Genomic DNA, 17,952 nt, shown 5'->3' on the forward strand with positions numbered 1-17,952 from the left:
ATCGAGAAAGAGAGCCCCCATGTCCCACCCCACCCATCCCGAGCATCCCTACGGCGGCCGCAGCCACTACAGCGTGGCGATCGTCGGCGGCGGCCAGGCCGGCCTGTCGCTGAGCCACTGCCTGCAGCAGCGCGGCATCGACCACCTCGTGATCGAGAAGCGCAGCCTGGTCCACAGCTGGCGCACGCAGCGCTGGGATTCGTTCTGCCTGGTCACGCCCAACTGGCAGTGCCAGTTGCCGGGCTGGCCCTACCAGGGCGACGATCCGCACGGCTTCATGGTCAAGGACCAGATCAACGACTGGCTCGCGGGCTTCGTGGCGCAGGTGAAGCCGCCCGCGCTCGAGGGCGTGACGGTGCAGCGCGTGGTGCACGTGCCGCAAAGCGGCGAGCGCGGCCGCTACGAGGTGCAGACCGACGCCGGCCTCTATACCGCCGACCAGGTGGTGGTGGCCTCGGGCGGTTACCACAAGCCGATCGTGCCGCGGCTGGCCGAGAAGCTGCCGGCCTCGGTGGCGCAGTACCACTCGGCGCAGTACCGCAACCCCGCGCAGCTGCCCGAGGGCGCGGTGCTGGTGGTGGGCTGCGGCCAGTCGGGCGCGCAGATCGCCGAGGACCTGCACCTGGCCGGCCGCAAGGTCTACCTGGCCACGGGCGATGCGCCGCGCTGCGCGCGCTTCTACCGCGGCCGCGAGGTGGTCGACTGGCTGGCCGACATGCAGTACTACGACATGCCGGTCACCGCCCATCCGCTGCGCGAGGGCGTGCGCGACAACACCAACCACTACGTGACCGGCCGCGACGGCGGGCGCGACATCGACCTGCGGCGCTTCGCGCGCGAGGGCATGGAACTGTTCGGCCTGCTGACCGACCTGGACCAGGACGTGCTGCAGTTCCAGCCCAACCTGCGCGAGCACCTCGACCATGCCGACCGCATCTACAACGGCATCAACGCCTCGATCGACAAGTTCATCGCCGCCAACGGCATCGAGGCGCCGCCGCCCTCGGTCTACGCGCCCGTGTGGGAGCCGTCCGAGGAACGCACCCGGCTCGATCTCGCGGCCGCGGGCATCACCAGCGTGCTGTGGTGCATCGGCTTCTCGCCCGATTTCGCCTGGGTCGACGCGCCGGTGTTCAACGGCCGCGGCCACCCGGTGCACCAGCGCGGCGTCACGCGCGAGCCGGGGCTGTATTTCCTCGGGCTGCCGTGGCTGCATACCTGGGGTTCGGGACGTTTCTCGGGCGTGGCGCGCGACGCGGAATTCCTCGCCGAGGCGATCGCCGCGCGGCGCGCCGAACCGCGCGCGGAACCCGAGGTCGCGCCGCCCCGGCTGCAGGCCGCCTGAATATCGCGGCTCGATATCCAGGAGGGCTTCCCATGTAACATGCCACGCATCCGACAGAGAAAAGAGAGAGGGGATTGCGTGCTTGCGAGACTGTTGCGATTCTTCGATTTTTCGCCTGCCAGCGGCAAGGCGCCTCCCACATCTGCGAACGACTACCAGGACAAGATCCAGCAGGAGCTCAAGAACTTTGCGGAAGTGACCAATGTCCACGCACTTCCGGAAATCTATTCGTACTGGGCGAACGAGTTCCTGCTGCCGATGTTCAAGGAATGCGGCTTCCAGGGCGTCGACGAGTTCTATGCGAAGCACCTCGTCGCAGCGGCCCGACGCATGGGCGGCCCGGCGCGCTTCATCAGCATCGGCTCCGGCAACTGCGACACCGAAGTGCGGGTGGCCAAGCTGATGCGCGACATGGGTCTGGAGGATTTCCACCTGGAATGCCTGGAGCTCAACCCCGCGATGCTGGAGCGTGGGCAGCAGGATGCGATCGCCAGCGGCGTGGATGGCCATCTGCGCTTCGTGCAGGCCGACTTCAATGCCTGGAAGCCCGCCGGCCAGTACACCGGCGTGATGGCCAACCACTCGCTGCACCACGTGACCGAGCTCGAAAGCCTGTTCGATGCGATCAAGGCATCGCTGCACCCGCAGGGTTACTTCGTGACCAGCGACATGATCGGCAGGAACGGGCACATGCGCTGGCCCGAAGCCCTGGCGCATGTGGAGCGATTCTGGGAAGAGATACCCGATGCCTGTCGCTACAACCAGCTCTTGAAGCGCCACGAGCGCGAGTTCGTGAATTGGGATTGCTCGGGCGAAGGCTTCGAAGGAATCCGGGCACAGGACATTCTCCCGTTGCTCATGGAGCGTTTCGACTTCCCGTTGTTCCTCGGCTTTTCGAACGTCGTCACGCCCTTCATCGACCGGTGCTTCGGACACAACTTCGATGCCACCTCTGCCGAACACCGCGCACTCATCGACAGGATTCATCAAGTCGATGAAGAAGGATTCCGGTCGGGCGAATTGAAACCGACGCAGATGCTCGCCGTCATGAGTCCGGAACGAAGCTCGTCTCGCATCTGCGCCCGTGGATTGACGCCGGAAATGTCGGTTCGACAGCCCTGATTCAGGCCACCACGCCCGCGAGCGAATCGGCCACATCGATCGCGCGCGGCAGCGCGGCGCGCACCGCCTCGATGAAGTGCCGCAGCTTGGCCGACTGGAAGCGCGTCTGCGGATAGACCAGGTACACCGGCAGCGGCGGCGCCTGCCATTGCGGCACCAGCCGCAGCAGCCGGCCGCGCGCGATGTCGTCGTTGAGCAGCCAGGCCGAGCCCATGCAGGCGCCGAGCCCCAGCACGGCCGCGTTGCGCAGCGCATAGAGGCCGTCGGTGCTCAGGCGCGGGCGGATCGGCACGCGGCATTCCTCGCCGGTCGTCACGTGCGAGAGCCGCAGCTCGGTGCGGTAGAAGGTGCGCAGCGCCAGCCAGGGCAGCGCCGCGAGCTCGGAGGCGTGCGCGATCGGCGGCCGGCCTTCCATCAGCGCCGGCGCGGCGGCCACGATGCGCGGGATCTCCGACAGCTTGAGCGCCACCACCGAGGGGTCGTCGATCTCGCCGACCTGGATCGCGCAGTCGATGTTCTCGGTGATGAAGTCGGGGCGCCGGTCGTGCAGCAGCCATTCGACGTCCACGCGCGGATGCTCGCGCAGGTAGCGGTACAGCGGATGCATCAGCAGGTCCTGCCCGAGCGCATGCGGCGCGATCACGCGCAGCGTGCCCTCGGCCGCGCGGCCGGCGCCGCGCAGCTCGTCCTCGAAGGCGGCCCAGTCGGCCAGCAGCTCCTTCGCGCGCACGAAGCAGCGCTCGCCGTCCTCGGTGAGCTTCATGCCGTGGGTGGAGCGCCGCAGCAGGCGCAGGCCGAGCGAGCGCTCGAGCGCCTGCAGCCGACGGCTCACGGTGGGCTGGCTCATGCCGAGCTGGGCCGCGGCGGCCGACAGGCTGCCGGCCTCGACGATGCGCACGAAGGTCTGCATGAGCTCGACACGGTCGGCCGGGGCGCTGGCGACCGGAACGGCGGGCGTTGCGGGGGCGGAATTCGTTGCCATGGCGGGATTTTGCGCCTTGTATGCATCAGACGTATATACGTTGTTCGCTGCCGAGGACTACCGTTCGAGCGCTCAGCCCTGCAAACTCCGCGCACTTTCCGCCGAATCCAAGGGTAAATACCATGTCTTCCATTCAAGCAACGCATGCGGGTGCCGAACCGCTGGCACCGGCCGCCCCGGCCCTGCCTGCCTCGCTGGTGCTGCTGCTCGCCAGCGGCGCCGGCTTCGCGGTGGCCGCGCTCTATTACAGCCAGCCGATGCTGGGCGTGCTCGCGGCCGACATCGGCGCGCCGACACGCACGGTCGGCTTCGTACCCACGCTGACCCAGCTCGGCTATGCGCTGGGCATCCTGTTCCTGGCGCCGCTGGGCGACCGCTACGACCGGCGCCGCATCATCCTCGCGAAGGCGGCCGTGCTGTGCGTGGCGCTGCTGCTCGCGGGCGCCTCGCCCTCGGTCGGCATGCTGCTGGCCGCGAGCCTGGCGATCGGGCTGGCCGCCACCATGGCGCAGGACATCGTGCCCGCCGCCGCCACGCTGGCGCCCGAGGCCAGCCGCGGCAAGACCGTGGGCACGGTGATGACCGGGCTGCTGTTCGGCATCCTGCTGTCGCGCGTGGTCAGCGGCTTCGTGGCCGAGCACTTCGGCTGGCGCACGATGTTCGTGGCCGCCGCCGCCAGCATCGCGCTGATCGGCGCCGCCGCCTGGCGCGGGCTGCCGCGCTTCAAGGCCACCACGCACCTGGCCTACGGCGCGCTGCTGCGCTCGCTCGCCACGCTGTGGCAGCGCCACGGCGCGCTGCGCCGCGCGGCCTGGGCGCAGGGCCTGATCTCGATCGGCTTCAGCGCCTTCTGGTCCACGCTGGCCGTGATGCTGCACGGCGAACCCTTCCACCTCGGCAGCACCGCGGCCGGCGCCTTCGGCCTGGCCGGCGCGGCCGGTGCGCTGGCCGCGCCGCTCGCGGGCCGGCTGGCCGACCGCCGCGGCCCGGAACTGGTGACGCGGCTGGGCGCCGCGCTGGTGGTGGTCTCGTTCGCGGTGATGGCGCTCGCGCCGCTGATGGCGCCGGGCGCGCAGCTCGCGGTGATCGTGGTGGCGGTGGTCGGCTTCGACCTCGGCGTGCAGGCCACGCTGATTGCGCACCAGACCATCGTCTACGGCATCGAGCCCGGCGCGCGCAGCCGGCTCAACGCGGTGCTGTTCACGGCCATGTTCATCGGCATGGCGATCGGCTCCGCGGTGGGTGCGCTGGCACTCGCGCAATGGGGCTGGGCCGCGGTGACGGCGCTGGCGATCGTCTCCTCGGCCGCGGCGCTGGCCGTGCGGCTGTGGCCGATGTCGGGCCGCGCCTGACAGCGGGCCGCGGCGCTCAGGCCGGCGCCGGCGCCGCCGCCGGCATCGAGAAACCCTTGCGCAGCAGCGCCGCCGCGAGCCGGGCACAGACCACGCGGTCCGGCGCGCCGAGCACCACGGCCAGCAGGCGCCGGCCCTCGTGCGCCGCGGTGGCGATCTGGTGCGCGCCCGTCGCGGGCGAGAAGGCCGCGGCCAGGCCGTCGACACCACGCACCGTGCCCAGCAGCAGGTTGACGTTGGGCAGCGCCTGTTCCCAGGGATCGAGCCGGGTCTTGCCCGCGATGGCCGCGAGCGCCGGATGCTCGTGCATCAGCCGCGCGGCCAGCCGCAGCACGTCGCCGGCATTGCTGCGCGCGCTCTCGTCCTGGCCCGCGGGGCAGGCGAAGCGGGTGTCGCGCAGGCCCCAGGCCGCGGCCTGTCGGTTCATGGCCTCGACGAAGGCCTCGGTGGTGCCGCTGTGCCAGGCGGCGAGCGCGAAGGCCGCGCTGTCGGACGAGGCGATCAGCACGGCTTCGAGCAGGCGCTGCACCGACAGCCGCACCATGGCCTCGGCGCCGACCGCGACCGGCGTGCGCTCGGCGCGGCGGTCACGCTGCTCGACGACCAGCTTGCGCTCCACCAGCATCGCGGTCGCGAGCTTGGCGAGGCCGGCCGGCGGATAGCTGCCGGCCGCGGGCTCGTGGCCCAGCAGCCGGTCGGCCGCGAGGTCGTAGAGCGCCCAGCTCGCGGCCGGCGGCAGGGCCGGGGCGGCCTGGTCGCGCGGTGCCTCGGCGGGCGCGGACGACAGCACCCGCGCGGCTTTCCAGTCGAGCCCCGCGGCCTGTTCGAGGTCCGGCGGCAACTGGTCCGCTGCGACGATGCGGTACGGCGGGGCGGGGGGAAAGGGCTTCAATCGGCGGAGTCCGGCGTGGGGTCGGCGGCGTGGTGCGTGCCGCCGGCATTGTCCGTTGCCGACGCGCGCCGCGTCAGACCGCCAGGCTCTGCTCCACGTCCTGCGTCTTGCGGCGCGCGAGCGCGAGGTTCGACTTCGACTTGTCGAGCACCAGGTAGACGAACAGGCCTTCGTGCTTCTGCAGCGGGCGGATGATGTGGTACTGGCGGCCGAGCGTGATCAGGATGTCCTCGATCACGTCGTTCAGGCCGAGCGCGCGCATGGTCTTGTTCTTGGCGCGCACCACCTCGGTATTGCCCGCGGCCGCCACTTCGAGGTCCACGCCCGAGCCGACCTGACCCAGGATCATGCCGCTGCCGGAATCGACCAGCGCCGCGCACAGCGCGCCGTCGATCGTCATCAGTTCGTCCATGGATTGCTTGATATTTGCCATCGGTGTCTTTCGTAGTCCATCGCCCTGAGGATCGGCCGCCACCCGGGCGAGTGATGAGCGGCGGCCGGTTGGTAACAGTGAAGTGAAGGCCCGCGCCTCAGGCGCGCTGCAGCGCCAGCGTCGCCTGCTTGGCGAAGTACAGGACCTGGCCGATGACCGCGTCCTTGCCCGCGACCACGCTCACGATCAGGTCGGCCTCGTCATGGCGCGCCTGCAGCATCAGGATGTGGCCCAGCGCGGACTCGATCGCGACGTTCTCGCACTGGCCCAGGCCGCTCTCCTCGCCGGCCACCGCGCCGAGCGCGGCCAGCGAACTCGCGATGGCCGACAGGCGCGCGACCTGCGCGGTGTTCTCCACGCGCGCGGCCAGTTCGAGGCCGTCCTCGGTCGAGATCACGACGGCCTTCACGCCCTTGATCTCGCGCATGAGCGTGTCGACGGCGGACTCGGCGGCGTCCTTGAGGCGGGGTGGGATGTTCATGTCGGAAGAGAAAGGAAAGAAAGGGGCGGCGCTCAGGCTTCGAGCTGGATCAGCAGCAGTTCGAGCAGCTGCACCACCTGCTGCGGATCGGTCACGTTGGCCGGCAGCACCGGGCACAGCACGCCCTTGTCCTGCATGCGCTGGGCATAGGCGTCGAGGCCGGGTTCGGGATGGGTCTCGGTGCGGCCCACCGCGACCACGCAGGCGGTCTGCTCGATGAGCTCGGCGAAGCCGTCGAGGTAGACCTCGAGATCGGCCAGCGGATCGGGCCGGCTGTTGTCGACCAGGATCACGAGGCCGAGCGCGCCGCGCGCGAGGATGCGCCACATGAAGTCGAAGCGCATCTGCCCGGGCGTGCCGTACAGGCGCAGCTTCTCGCCGTTGTCGAGCGTGAGCTCGCCGTAGTCCAGGCCGACGGTGGTGGTGGCCTTGGCGACCGAGGTGTCGCTGTTGCGCACCTCGGTGCTGACCGGCGGAATCTCGCTCACCGCCGCGATGGCGGTGGTCTTGCCGGCACCCATGGTGCCGGTGAAAAGGATCTTGTGCTCCACGCTCAGTCGGAATCGGTTGGGGTCATGCGGGGCGGATCGCGGCGCATCAGGCGCGCGATCCCGAGGACAGCAGCCCGAGGCGGCTGCGGATGCGCGCGAGCAGGCCGGGCTGCACGCCTTCGCGCGCCGGGGGCGGCGCCTCGCTGCCGGGATGCACCTGCGAATCGGGCCAGATCGATTCGGGCGCGCGCGAGGCAGCGCCGCCATGGCCCGCCACGAAGCCGGCGCGCTCGAGCGCGGCGATGAAGTCGGCGCACTCCTGCGCGCTGGCGTTCGAGCGCTGCTGCAGCGCCGCCAGCGTGGACGGACGGCTCGCGAGCAGGGTCGCGAGCTTCATGCGCACGGGCGAATCGAGCAGCGCGACCGAGGGCCAGCGCAGCAGCCGGTATTCCTCGCCGCGCGCGCCGCGTTCGGCCGAAGCCGCGAGACCCAGTTCGCGCGCATGGACCACCATCGCGCCGAGCCGGTTGAGCATGGTCTCGAGCGCATCGGCATGCAGCGGCAGCCGCAGGAAGGGGCCGCGCGGCGGCGGCGTGTCGCCGACCGTGAGCAGCGGCACCGGCGGGGTCGGCGCATCGACCGCCTCGGCCGACAACGCCGCGGCCCGGTCGCCCACCACGCGCAGGTCGGCGCCCTCGACCTGCCAGGCCCAGTGCTGGTGGGTGCGGTGGTCGAGCAGCCGCACCAGCGACTTGAAAAGCAGTTCGTCACGGGCCGGCAGCCCTTCGATGCTGAAGCTCAGCAGCGGCCGGCGATCGCGGGGCGAGGCGCTGAAACCGGTCATGCGTGGTCCGCGGAGGACCGGCGGTCGGCCGGCAAGCGATGCACCAAACTGGGGCTTTTTGGCGATCCGAATGGCAATTCAAGCGCTTCCATCGATGAAACATCCCCGGAAAGCCTCGCGGCCCGCCATTGATTGAATGCCTAAGTGTTAAATAGTGTTTCTCGCCAAAAATATAACACTCGTTGCAATTAAACACACTAGATTACAAAACCCGACTAAGTCCTACGGGAATCGGTGGGAGTGGGAACGGGGGTCCGGGCCGCGGGCGAGCAGCGCTCAGGACCGCAGGCTGGTCCAGAGAAAGGCCAGGGTCGCCAGCGCCATGACCGCGGTCGCGGCCCAGCCCAGCACCCGCCAGTGCAGCGGCAGCACCAGCTCGCCCATGAGGCGGCGGCTGCCGGCGGCCCACATGACGCCGACCATGATCGGCACCGACATCAGCGAATTGATCACCGCCGCCCACACCAGCGCGTTCATCGGATCGACGCCGCACAGGCTGATGCCGATGCCGCAGACCATGGCGGCCGCGAGGATGCCGTAGAAGGCCGGCGCCGCCCCGACCGGCTGCTCGAGCCCGCGGCGCACGCGCAGGAATTCGGCGCAGGCATAGGCGGCCGAACCGCCGAGCACCGGCAGCGCCAGCAGGCCCGTGCCGATGATCCCCAGCGCGAACAGCGCGAAGGCCGCGCTGCCCGCCACCGGGCGCAGGGCCTCGGCCGCCTGCGCGGTCGAGCTCACGTCGGTCTGGCCGTGAGCATGCAGGGTGGCGGCCGAGGCCACGATCATCGAGAAGGCAATCGCGTTGGAGAAACCCATGCCAACCCAGGTGTCGAGCCGCAGCCGGCGCAGTTGCGCGCGCGCCTGCGCGGGGTGGGTCCTGAGCGCATGGTCCTCGGGGATGCGCTCGATCTCCTCCACCTCCTGCGCCGCCTGCCAGAAGAACAGGTAGGGGCTGATCGTGGTGCCGAGGATCGCCACCACCATCTTGATGCTCTCGGCATCCCAGTGCATGCGCGGCACCAGCGCGCCCACGAGCGCAGCCTTCCAGTCGACGTGCGCCACCAGCGCCACGCCCACGTAGGCCAGCAGCGAGAGCGTGAGCCACTTGAGCACGCGCACGTAGCGGTGGTACGGCAGCCAGGCCTGCAGCGCCAGCGACAGCAGGCCGAAGCCCAGCGCATAGAGCGCCTCGGGTCCGCCCAGGCCCAGCCGCGCGACCTCGGCCATGGCGCCGATGTCGGCCGCGAGGTTCACGACATTGGCAACCAGCAGCAGCACGACCGAGAGAAACACCACCGGGCGTGGCCACAGGGCGGCGAAGGCCGAGGTGAGCCCACGCCCCGTGGTGCGGCCGATGCGCGCGCTCGCGAGCTGGATGCCCACCATCAGCGGATAGGTCAGCAGCAGGGTCCAGCCCATGCCGTAGCCGAACTGCGCGCCGGCCTGGGTGTAGGTGGCGATGCCGCTGGGATCGTCGTCGGCGGCGCCCGTGATGAGGCCGGGGCCGAGGCGGTTCAGGAAACCGCGCTTGGCGGGAGGCTCAGCGCCTGCGCGGTCTTCTTCCTGCTCGTTCGGCCTCGGCATGTTCGCCTCGTCGGTGACCTCGGGACACCGAAAGTAGGGCGCGCCCCCCGGGGTCCCTGTAGGACGCTGCTGCAACCTGGATGCACTTGGCAGGCGAGCATGGCCGTGCGGGCGTCCTACGCCTTCTTCTTCCGCGCCGGCCGCAGCGAGATCCCCGGCGGCAGCGCGAAGCGGTCGCGCGCGCCCTCCTCCAGCCGTGCCGGCAGGCCGAGCGCCTGCGCCAGATGCGCCGCGTCGTAGGGCGCATGCACCTTGATGTCGTTGTCGAAGTAGCAGAACACCTCGCGCGCGCCCCGCGGTGCCGCCACCTTCGAAGCGCGCTTCGCGTCGCGCACCTGCCGTCCCTGGCGCCAGGCCGCGATGCGCCGGGCCCAGTGCGCGAGCGCCGGTTCGCCGTAGCCGCTCGCATAGAGCTTCTTGTCGCCATGCAGCCGCAGGTAGACGAAGTCGGCCGTGAGGTCCTCGAGCAGCGGCCAGCGGCCCGCCGTGTCGGCCACCACGAGCGCGATGCCGTGGCGGCGCAGTTGCGCGATGAAGGCCGGGTCGACGAAGCTCGGGTCGCGCACCTCGACCGCATGCCGCAGGCGCCGCCGCCCGCCGCCGTGCAGCCAGGTGCGGCCCGCCACGTTGTCGTCGTGCTCGCGCGCCAGCTTCAGCGCGGCCGCGGTGGTGGCCGGCAGCAGCGAGAAGAAGGCCTCGAAGCGCTCGGGCTCCCAGGCCATGCGCGGCGGGAACTGCCACAGGATCGGCCCGAGCTTGTCGCCCAGCGCGAGCACCCCCGAGGCAAGGAAATTCGCGAGCGGCACCCGCACGTCGTTCAGGCGCCGCAGGTGGGTGATGTAGCGCGGCCCCTTGACCGCGAACACGAAGCCCGCGGGCGTCTCGTCGCGCCAGGCCTCGTACGACGAAGGCCGCTGCAGCGAATAGAAGGAACCGTTGATCTCGATGGTCGGCAGCACGCGTGAGGCGAAGGCGAGTTCCTGCCGCTGCGCGAGCCCGGCGGGATAGAACTTGCCGCGCCACGGCGCATAGCGCCAGCCGGAGATGCCGATGTGGACCGCCGGGTCCGCTGATGCCTTTGTCATGGGGCCATCCTGCGATGGCGCGTCGGGCGGGACGTAGGAAGACGGCAGGCGCCGGTTGTCGGCGCCGGCGCAATCCTGTGCGCCGTCCCGCGGAATTCGTGACGACCTCAGGCTCGAGGAACCGCTGCAAGCCAGCGGGTGCCGAAGCGACCTCTACCAACGCCGAAAGACCGTCGAAGCCAGTATCGTTCGCGAAACTTAAGCCGGGCTGAAGGTCCGGGCGATCGCTCAGGAAGCCCGCTGCAAACGCACCGCCGTGGCGATGGCCTTGTCGAGCAGTTCGAGGCCGAGGTCGATCTCGCTGTCGCTGATCGTCAGCGGCGGCGCGATGCGGAACACGCCGCCCATCGAGGGCAGCTTCACGATGTTCATGCTCAGACCCAGCCTCATGCATTCGCGCGTGACGGCCTCGCCGAGTTCGAAGGCCGGCTCGCGCGTGTCGCGGCTCCTGACCACCTCGAGGCCCAGCAGCAGGCCGCGCCCGCGCACGTCGCCGATGCATTCGTGGCGCGACTGCAGCCGGCGCAGCCCCTGCTGCAGCCGTTCGCCCGCGACGCGCGCGCGCTCGACCAGCCCGTCGCGCTCCACCACTTCGAGCACCTTCAGGCCGACCGCCGCGGGCAGCGGATCGGAGACGTGCGTGGTGTAGAACAGGAAGCCGCGCGCATGGGCCTCGTCCTCGATCGCGGCCGTGGTCACCATCGCGGCCAGCGGCAGGCCCGCGCCCAGGGTCTTCGACAGGGTCAGGATGTCGGGCGCCACGCCGTCGCGGTCGCACGCGAACATCAGGCCGGTGCGGCCCACGCCGGTCTGCGCCTCGTCGACGATCAGCAGCATGCCGCGCTCCTCGCACTTCTTCTTGAGCGCCGCCATGTAGCCCGGCGGCAGCTCGAGGATGCCGCCGCTGCTGAGGATGGGCTCGGCGATGAAGGCCGCGAGCGCGCCGGTCGACTGGCGGTCGATCTGCTCGAAGCCGTCGTCGAGTTCGCGGCGCCAGTCGAGCTCGCCCTCCTTCGTCGCGAAGCGTGGCCGGTAGGCATTGGGCGCCGGGATCGCGAACGAGCCGGCCGCCGCCGGGCCGTAGCCCTTGCGGCCCGCGCTGTAGGTCGCGGCCGCCGCGCTGCCGGTCATGCCGTGCCATGACTGCGTGAAGGCGACCACCTCGTGGCCGCCGGTCACCAGCCTGGCCATGCGCAGCGCCGCTTCGTTCGATTCGGCGCCGGTGCTCAGCAGCAGGCAGCGTTCGAGGGCACCGGGCGCATGGCGCGCGATCTCCGCGGCCAATGCCACCACCGGGCGCGACAGCATGCCGCTGAACAGGTGGTCGAGCGTGCGCACGTGCTCCGACACCACCGAGACGATCTCGGGATGCGCATGCCCGAGCAGCGCGCTCATCTGGCCCGAGGTGAAGTCGAGGATGGCGCGGCCGTCGGCGTCGTAGACGAAGCAGCCCTGCGCGCGCTCGATGATCAGCGGCTCGAAGCTGCCGCCGTAGCGCACGAGATGGCGCTGTGCCTGTTGCCAGAACTGGGGGTCGTCGTTCCTGCTCATGGGGTGCTTCCCGATCAAAATGCCCACGTTACGCGGCGCCCCGCGCGCGTGGAAGCGAATTGTTTTGAGATCAGCTATCAAGGGAACTCATGCCGTGAGCCAATCGCTGGACATCGACCTGCTGCGCAGCTTCGTCGCCATCGCCGAGACCGGCGTGCTGGGCCAGGCGGCCCTGCGCGTGGGCCGCACGCAGTCGGCGCTGAGCATGCAGATGCAGAAGCTCGAGGGCATCGTCGAGCAGCCGCTGCTGCACCGCACCGGCCGCGGCGTCACCCTCACCGCGACCGGCGAACGCCTGCTGGTGCGCGCCAGCGAACTGCTGCGCCGGCACGACGAGGCACTGGCCGAACTGCGCGGGCAGCAGCTGTCGGGCGTGCTGCGCTTCAGTTGCCCCGACGACTACGCGGTCGTGTTCCTGCCCTACCTGCTGCGGGGCTTCGCGAGCCTGCATCCGGGCGTGCAGCTCGAGGTGATGTGCGCGCCCACGCCGCGGCTGCACGAACTGCTGGCGCGGCATGCGGTCGACCTCGCGCTGGTATCGGTGGCCGCCGATGCCGCGGGCGCCGACCTGATCCGCCACGAACCACTGGTGTGGGTGGCGCAGCGCGGCAGCGCGGCCGTCGCCCTCGATCCGCTGCCGCTCGCGCTCGGCGCGCCCGATGCGCTCGACCACCTGCTGCCGCGGCGCGCGCTCGAGGCCGCCGGCCGCGCCTACCGGCTCGCCTATGCGAGCAGCAGCCTGTCGGGCCTGGTGGGCATGGCGCGCTCGGGCCAGGCCGTCACCGTGCTCACGCGCACGGCCGTGCCCGAGGACCTGCAGATCCTCGACGCGAGCGATGGCTTTCCCGAGCTGCCGAGCGTGGGCGTCACGCTGGCCCTGGCGCGCGAGGCACCGACCGCCCTGACCGCGGCCTTCGCGGCGCATGTGAGGAAGTTTCTGCCCGCGGCTTGAGAGGTCTCTCCATCGATTTCGACCAAAATGGTTGAAGTCCAACCAAATTGGTTGAATAATCCGGTGCTCCGCCTTCAAGGAACTTCGCATTGACCTTCCTCCACGCCACCCTGTCGATCCTCAAGCAGCACGGGAGAGCGCTCGCCGTGCTCGGTCTGGTGGTCGGCGGGCTGGTCGGGTTCGGCATGTCCTTCGCGGCCTTCATGCCCGAATTGCGCGTGTCGGTGAGCATGGGCTATGGCGTCTTCGCGCCGAAGCTCAGCGGGCTGATCGGCGGCCTCTGAGGCGCCAGCCCGGCGCGAAAGACTAGGCGCGCTGGCGCGCCGGGCGCTGCGGCTTGCCGCCGTGGCCGAGCGCGTCCATGGCCGCTTCGATGATGGGGGTGCGCCATTCGCGCTGCAGCCCCACGTGGGCCGCGACCATCGCCGAGGCGCCGAGGCCCGACAGCGCGCTCGTGACGCGCACGATGCGCTCCATGGTGGTGGCCTGCAGGTCGATGCCGAGCGCCTTGTAGACCATCAACGCCATCTCGGTCAGCGCGGGATCGGTGCCCTTGCCGTTGTCGGCGAGCCGGTTCGCGAGCGCCGACACGCCGGGCCATTCGTAGGTCTGGTCGACCGAGGCCTCGACCACCACCCGCTCGCGCGCCGCGCCCGGCGGCAGGTGCCCGACCGCATCGAGCAGCGCCTGCGCCTGGTCGCGGCAGGTCTGCAGCGCCGCGTCGTAGATCGCCTGCTTGCTCGGGAAGTGATGCAAGAGCCCGGCCTTCGAATAGTTGACCGCGTCCGCGATCTGCTGGAGCGAGGTGTGGGCGAAGCCGTGCTTGGCGAACAGGCCCGCGGCGCGGTCGATGATTTCGGCGTCGATCTGGGAGCGGGTGGGCTTGGGCATCGGCCTGCAGTCTATCGCAGGCGCTTACCGGATCGGTCGGTAATCGACTGAATCGGTAGACCTTGGTCCTCGCTCAGAGCCCTTGCCCGAGCTCCGAGACCAGGCGCGCCGACAGGTAGAGCCGGCGCGGGATGGCCGAGGCCAGCACGTACTCACCGGCATCGGCATGCTGGTTGCCGCCGGGCAGGCCCAGGTTCTCGAGCACCGGCTTGCCCGAGAGCGCGGCCCAGCCCGCGTCCGAGCCGCCGCCGGTGCGCACGTTGGCGGCCACCAGCTTCGCGCCCACTTCGGCGTAGATGGCGACGGCCTTGTTCATCACGCCCCGGGCGGCGTCCGTGGCGTTGTACGGCGGGATGAGGCGCGTCACCTGGAGATCGATGCGCGCCCCTTCGAGGCGTTTCTTCTGCGCACGCTCGGCGAGCGCGGCCTCCAGCAGCGGAAGATCCTCGTTGCGGCCATAGCGCATGTCGGCCGAGACGATCGTGAGGTCCGGAATGATGTTGGTGGCGCTGCCGCCCTTGATGGTCGTCCAGTTGAACAGCCGCTCCTGCTGCGGGTCCTGCAGGTCCTGGGTTCGCAGGATCAGGTCCGCGGCCTCGGTCATGGAATTCACCGCCGTCGGGGACGCGGCCCCCGCGTGCGACGCCTTGCCGTGAACCCGTGCCTCCACGACGGCCACGCCCGAGGTGCCGGTGACGAAGAACTCCTGGCCCTCGTAGATGAAGCCGGTTTCGTACGACAGCACGATGTCGCTCTGCGCCGCGAGCTTCTGGATCAGTTCGTTCGACCCCAGCGAGCCCTTTTCCTCGTCGGTGTTGAACATCACGGTGATGGTGCCGAACTGCTGGAAGCTCTGCGCCTTCAACAATGCCAGCGTGTGCAGGATGGTTGCGATGCCGCCCTTCGCATCGGCAATGCCGGCGCCGAGAACCTGGTCACCATCGATACGGAATGGCGCCTTGGCCAGCGAGCCGCGCACATAGACCGTGTCCATGTGCGCCATCATCAGGATATGGCGACCGCCGCTGCCCTTGAATTGGCCGACGATGATGTCGCCAACCACGCCGTTGGTGGCGGGTGTCCTCGTGACCTCGGCACCGAGTGCCTTGAGACGCCCTTCGAGGTAATTGCTCATTTCGGGAATCCCGATGGCGTCATTGGTGCCGCTTTCGATATTGACCAATTCCTCCAGGGTCTTGAGCACGGCGGGCTGCTCGTCCTTGGTTCTTTGGTCCAATGTGCTGCTGTAGAAGAACGCGTTGGCGTTGCCGTCCGAACAGCCGCTGGTGACAATGCTCAATAGCAATGTCAAATGAAGAACAGTCGACCGAAATGTCATCTATCTCCCCTTGATCAGAAAAAAGATTTGGAGTCGCTTCAATAGCGGGGGCGATGCTATGAATGCGGCGAATCCGGGTCAATGTTTTTCCGATTTTGGAGAAATTATTCTTTACGCTATTTGTTCAATCGACTCCGAAGAATAATTCAACAACTCTGCAATTGGCATGCGCATTCGGAGTCCGGGCATGCCGATTCCCGCGCTCACAGTCGGGCGCCGAGCATTGCCGAGGAAATTGCGATCGCGACGATGGTTGCCCCCGCCAGCGCGATCCAGGCCCAGCGCCCTGCCCTCGCATCGCTCACGCCATGCCCCAGCAGAACGACGCGCAGGCCGCATGCCAGGTGCCCGAGCAGCATGAACACCGCGATTGCGTAGTGGGGAATGAGCCGCACGCTCCATGCGTCGCCCGTGAGTCCGGCCGGTGCGCTCACGGCCCAGGCCCAATTGGTGTCGACACCGAAATGACGGGCCAGCACGAATACCGAGTTGACGTGCGAGGCAATGAAGAAAGTCAGATAGATGCCCGATGCCAGTTGCAGCACGTCGAAGAGATTCGCCTTCCGGCGCGTCTTCGGCAACCACAGCGCCAGTCCCGACAGCAACTGGAACGCCATCGCGAGCAGCAACGCGGGTTCGACCCAGGCATGGCGATAGAGCTTGCGCAGCTGGAGCATCAGCGACTGGTGCGCCTGATCGCCCAGCCAGGCGACGAGATGGTTGAACAGATGAGGCGCGAGGAAGACGACGATCAGCGCGGCCGCCGAGATGCCGTGGGTGACTCGCAATGCCGCGAGTGCGCGCGTGGCCTGCATGCCCGCCGGGGCAGCGGCTTCATCGACGGCGTCCCCATCGGACCGCCGCGTGAGCTGCAGCATCGCGACCCATGCCGCCGCGGCCGTCCACAGGCCGGTCCAGACCGCCGCATCCGCGCCCTCGATCTTCATCAGGTACAGCAGCACCCCCATGAACGTGAACAGCGGCGGTGCCGCCACCGTGAGGTACGCGAAGCGGCGCGCGGTCAGCGATCGCGCCGTCGGATGCGGCGCGTGCCCCAGCCGCCACGCGAAGGCGAATCCCAAGGCGGTGACTGCAAAGGCCGATGCCATGGCGAGCACGGCGAGCACGGGACTACCGTCCTGTGCATTGAAGCGTTGGAAGAACGCCGCGAGCAGATGCGGATACGCGAGCACCGCGGCAAATGGCGGCAGCCATGACCAGGCGAGATCCGGGCTGGAGGAGAAAAGAGCGGGACGATGAAGGGCTAGCGCCATGGCGGGGAGATCCGTCTGAAACGGCCATCGTAGGAGGCACTCCCGCGCAAATTGGCATGCTCCGATGCAATCCGATATCCAGCTTTGATCACCAATGGCCCGCCATCACGCGTCGATTGTGCGAACGCGCACCGACATCGGCGCTCCTACCTCCCATGATTCGCCGGCGCTCCTGCCGGCGAGGCCGCGCGATGCTTTTTCCCTGCGCCGCTCCACCCGACCCATCGACCATGAAGAATCCCGTCCTCACCCCTTCGATGCCCGATGCACTGGCTTCTGGATTGGCCGCCAGCTACACCGGCGTGCTGTCGTTCATGGCGGTCGCCGAGGAACTGAGCTTCATGAAGGCGGGCCACCGCCTGGGCCTCGGGCGCTCGGCCGTGAGCCGCAACGTGCAGCGGCTCGAGACCCAGATGAAGACGCGGCTGCTGCAGCGCTCGACCCGCAATGTCGCCCTCACGCCCGAGGGCGAGATGTTCTACGAGCTCAGCCGCCCGGGCGTCGAGCAGATCATGCAGGCGATGCAGCAGGTGCACGAACTGCAGGACGGGCCCGCGCGCGGACAGTTGCGCGTGTGTTCGACGATCGGCTTCGGCCGCAGGATCGTCGGCCCGCTGCTGGCCGACTTCTACCGGCTGCATCCCGGCATCGACGTCGAGCTCATCCTCGACGACCGGATCACCGATTTCACCGCCGACCGTATCGACGTCAGCTTCCGCAACGGCCGCCTCGCGGACAGCAGCATCATCGCGCGCCAGCTCGCGCCCATGGAGATGATGGTGTGCGCGTCGCCCGCGTACGCGGCGCGCCATGGCCTGCCCGAGACGCTCGAGGACATCGAGCGCCACGCGTGCATCCAGTTCCGTCTCGGGTCGGGTGGGCTGTACGAATGGGAGTTCATGGAGCCGCCCGCGGGCGACGAGCGTGGCAGTCGCCGGGTGCGCAAGCTCATGCCGAAGGGCAGCCGGATTTACAGCGATCCGGAACTGGTGGTGGGCGCTTTGCGGGATGGCCTGGGCATCGCCCAGGTCGCGGGCTACCAGGTCGCCGACGATGTGCGCGCCGGCCGCCTGGTCCGTTGCCTCGACGCCTATGCGCCCCAGGGGCGGGCGCACTACCTCTGCTATCCCAGCCGCGAACACATGCCGATGCGGATACGGGCGTTCGTGGAGTTCTATGTGCGGCGGGTTTCGGGCATGCAGGCGGAGCTTGGGCTGCCGGCTGCCTAGGCATGCCGCGGCCGACCATACGCCTTTCCTGGCATTTCCCCAAGATGCCTACAAACCAACTCGAACCCGTACCGCAAATTCCCAACAAGAGGAGCCTGCAGACTA

The 17,952-nt window shown here is 69.2% G+C and carries 18 protein-coding genes; 6 read left to right on the forward strand and 12 right to left on the reverse strand.

The features are described 5' to 3' along the window. Positions 1-19: 19 nt before the first annotated feature. Both BM109_RS04100 and BM109_RS04105 read left to right on the forward strand, forming a co-directional pair. Positions 20-1,345 carry an MSMEG_0569 family flavin-dependent oxidoreductase gene (locus tag BM109_RS04100; RefSeq protein WP_093340772.1) on the forward strand — a complete coding sequence of 442 codons (1,326 nt, stop codon included), beginning with the start codon at positions 20-22 and terminating at the stop codon, positions 1,343-1,345. Between the two features lie 78 nt (positions 1,346-1,423). Next, positions 1,424-2,467 carry a class I SAM-dependent methyltransferase gene (locus BM109_RS04105; protein WP_177239240.1) on the forward strand — a complete coding sequence of 348 codons (1,044 nt, stop codon included), beginning with the start codon at positions 1,424-1,426 and terminating at the stop codon, positions 2,465-2,467. A 1-nt stretch (position 2,468) separates the two neighbouring features. On the opposite strand, the gene BM109_RS04110 is transcribed toward BM109_RS04105, so the two are convergent. Next, positions 2,469-3,449, reverse strand: coding sequence for a LysR family transcriptional regulator (locus BM109_RS04110; protein ID WP_218159345.1), 981 nt, complete (start codon positions 3,447-3,449; stop codon positions 2,469-2,471). A gap of 122 nt (positions 3,450-3,571) precedes the next feature. On the opposite strand from BM109_RS04110, the gene BM109_RS04115 reads away from it, so the two are divergent. After that, a complete protein-coding gene (locus BM109_RS04115) occupies positions 3,572-4,801 on the forward strand; it encodes an MFS transporter (protein WP_093340778.1) in 1,230 nt (409 codons plus the stop codon). A gap of 16 nt (positions 4,802-4,817) precedes the next feature. On the opposite strand, the gene BM109_RS04120 is transcribed toward BM109_RS04115, so the two are convergent. The 8 genes from BM109_RS04120 to BM109_RS04155 form a co-directional block, all read right to left on the reverse strand. Further along, positions 4,818-5,693 carry a D-alanyl-D-alanine carboxypeptidase family protein gene (locus BM109_RS04120; protein ID WP_093340780.1) on the reverse strand — a complete coding sequence of 292 codons (876 nt, stop codon included), beginning with the start codon at positions 5,691-5,693 and terminating at the stop codon, positions 4,818-4,820. 73 nt (positions 5,694-5,766) lie between these two features. After that, positions 5,767-6,126 (reverse strand): hypothetical protein, encoded by a 360-nt coding sequence (locus tag BM109_RS04125; RefSeq protein ID WP_093340782.1) that lies wholly within the window; start codon positions 6,124-6,126, stop codon positions 5,767-5,769. 97 nt (positions 6,127-6,223) lie between these two features. Next, positions 6,224-6,607 (reverse strand): roadblock/LC7 domain-containing protein, encoded by a 384-nt coding sequence (locus tag BM109_RS04130; protein ID WP_093340783.1) that lies wholly within the window; start codon positions 6,605-6,607, stop codon positions 6,224-6,226. Positions 6,608-6,639: 32 nt separating this feature from the next. After that, positions 6,640-7,158 carry a GTP-binding protein gene (locus BM109_RS04135; RefSeq protein WP_093340785.1) on the reverse strand — a complete coding sequence of 173 codons (519 nt, stop codon included), beginning with the start codon at positions 7,156-7,158 and terminating at the stop codon, positions 6,640-6,642. 46 nt (positions 7,159-7,204) lie between these two features. After that, a complete protein-coding gene (locus tag BM109_RS04140) occupies positions 7,205-7,942 on the reverse strand; it encodes a hypothetical protein (RefSeq protein ID WP_256222334.1) in 738 nt (245 codons plus the stop codon). Between the two features lie 276 nt (positions 7,943-8,218). Then, complete coding sequence (locus BM109_RS04145) at positions 8,219-9,526, reverse strand: Nramp family divalent metal transporter (RefSeq protein ID WP_093340787.1); 1,308 nt, start codon at positions 9,524-9,526, stop codon at positions 8,219-8,221. 116 nt (positions 9,527-9,642) lie between these two features. Beyond that, positions 9,643-10,611, reverse strand: a complete 969-nt coding sequence (locus tag BM109_RS04150; protein ID WP_093340789.1) for a DUF72 domain-containing protein — start codon at positions 10,609-10,611, stop codon at positions 9,643-9,645. Positions 10,612-10,839: 228 nt separating this feature from the next. Then, positions 10,840-12,162 (reverse strand): aspartate aminotransferase family protein, encoded by a 1,323-nt coding sequence (locus tag BM109_RS04155; RefSeq protein WP_093340791.1) that lies wholly within the window; start codon positions 12,160-12,162, stop codon positions 10,840-10,842. A gap of 94 nt (positions 12,163-12,256) precedes the next feature. Between BM109_RS04155 and BM109_RS04160 the strand changes: the two genes are divergently transcribed. Together BM109_RS04160 and BM109_RS04165 are read left to right on the forward strand one after the other, a co-directional pair. Beyond that, positions 12,257-13,114 carry a LysR family transcriptional regulator gene (locus BM109_RS04160; protein ID WP_093340793.1) on the forward strand — a complete coding sequence of 286 codons (858 nt, stop codon included), beginning with the start codon at positions 12,257-12,259 and terminating at the stop codon, positions 13,112-13,114. Positions 13,115-13,203: 89 nt separating this feature from the next. Continuing rightward, positions 13,204-13,398, forward strand: coding sequence for a hypothetical protein (locus BM109_RS04165; RefSeq protein ID WP_093340795.1), 195 nt, complete (start codon positions 13,204-13,206; stop codon positions 13,396-13,398). Positions 13,399-13,420: 22 nt separating this feature from the next. Here BM109_RS04165 and BM109_RS04170 read toward each other — a convergent pair whose 3' ends face one another. The 3 genes from BM109_RS04170 to BM109_RS04180 all read right to left on the reverse strand — a co-directional run bounded on the left by BM109_RS04170 (position 13,421) and on the right by BM109_RS04180 (position 16,618). Continuing rightward, complete coding sequence (locus BM109_RS04170; RefSeq protein ID WP_093340797.1) at positions 13,421-14,005, reverse strand: TetR/AcrR family transcriptional regulator; 585 nt, start codon at positions 14,003-14,005, stop codon at positions 13,421-13,423. Positions 14,006-14,078: 73 nt separating this feature from the next. Beyond that, positions 14,079-15,305, reverse strand: coding sequence for a glutamate carboxypeptidase (locus BM109_RS04175; protein WP_256222336.1), 1,227 nt, complete (start codon positions 15,303-15,305; stop codon positions 14,079-14,081). A 242-nt stretch (positions 15,306-15,547) separates the two neighbouring features. Next, the gene (locus tag BM109_RS04180) at positions 15,548-16,618 is read right to left on the reverse strand and encodes a hypothetical protein (protein WP_177239241.1); all 1,071 of its coding nucleotides are present in this window, start codon (positions 16,616-16,618) and stop codon (positions 15,548-15,550) included. Between the two features lie 230 nt (positions 16,619-16,848). Between BM109_RS04180 and BM109_RS04185 the strand changes: the two genes are divergently transcribed. Continuing rightward, complete coding sequence (locus BM109_RS04185; RefSeq protein WP_177239242.1) at positions 16,849-17,847, forward strand: LysR family transcriptional regulator; 999 nt, start codon at positions 16,849-16,851, stop codon at positions 17,845-17,847. Positions 17,848-17,952: the final 105 nt, after the last annotated feature.

This window comes from Variovorax sp. PDC80 (assembly GCF_900115375.1).
In the GTDB taxonomy this organism is placed as follows: domain Bacteria; phylum Pseudomonadota; class Gammaproteobacteria; order Burkholderiales; family Burkholderiaceae_C; genus Variovorax.

Bases quoted from the DNA above. Each gene is read 5' to 3' on its own strand.
- BM109_RS04100 (WP_093340772.1), top strand. From the start codon at position 20: ATGTCCCACCCCACCCATCCCGAGCATCCCTACGGCGGCCGCAGCCAC.
- BM109_RS04180 (WP_177239241.1), bottom strand. From the start codon at position 16,618: ATGGCGCTAGCCCTTCATCGTCCCGCTCTTTTCTCCTCCAGCCCGGAT.
- BM109_RS04125 (WP_093340782.1), bottom strand. From the start codon at position 6,126: ATGGCAAATATCAAGCAATCCATGGACGAACTGATGACGATCGACGGC.
- BM109_RS04185 (WP_177239242.1), top strand. From the start codon at position 16,849: ATGAAGAATCCCGTCCTCACCCCTTCGATGCCCGATGCACTGGCTTCT.
- BM109_RS04155 (WP_093340791.1), bottom strand. From the start codon at position 12,162: ATGAGCAGGAACGACGACCCCCAGTTCTGGCAACAGGCACAGCGCCAT.
- BM109_RS04150 (WP_093340789.1), bottom strand. From the start codon at position 10,611: ATGACAAAGGCATCAGCGGACCCGGCGGTCCACATCGGCATCTCCGGC.
- BM109_RS04110 (WP_218159345.1), bottom strand. From the start codon at position 3,449: ATGGCAACGAATTCCGCCCCCGCAACGCCCGCCGTTCCGGTCGCCAGC.
- BM109_RS04130 (WP_093340783.1), bottom strand. From the start codon at position 6,607: ATGAACATCCCACCCCGCCTCAAGGACGCCGCCGAGTCCGCCGTCGAC.
- BM109_RS04145 (WP_093340787.1), bottom strand. From the start codon at position 9,526: ATGCCGAGGCCGAACGAGCAGGAAGAAGACCGCGCAGGCGCTGAGCCT.
- BM109_RS04170 (WP_093340797.1), bottom strand. From the start codon at position 14,005: ATGCCCAAGCCCACCCGCTCCCAGATCGACGCCGAAATCATCGACCGC.
- BM109_RS04115 (WP_093340778.1), top strand. From the start codon at position 3,572: ATGTCTTCCATTCAAGCAACGCATGCGGGTGCCGAACCGCTGGCACCG.
- BM109_RS04140 (WP_256222334.1), bottom strand. From the start codon at position 7,942: ATGACCGGTTTCAGCGCCTCGCCCCGCGATCGCCGGCCGCTGCTGAGC.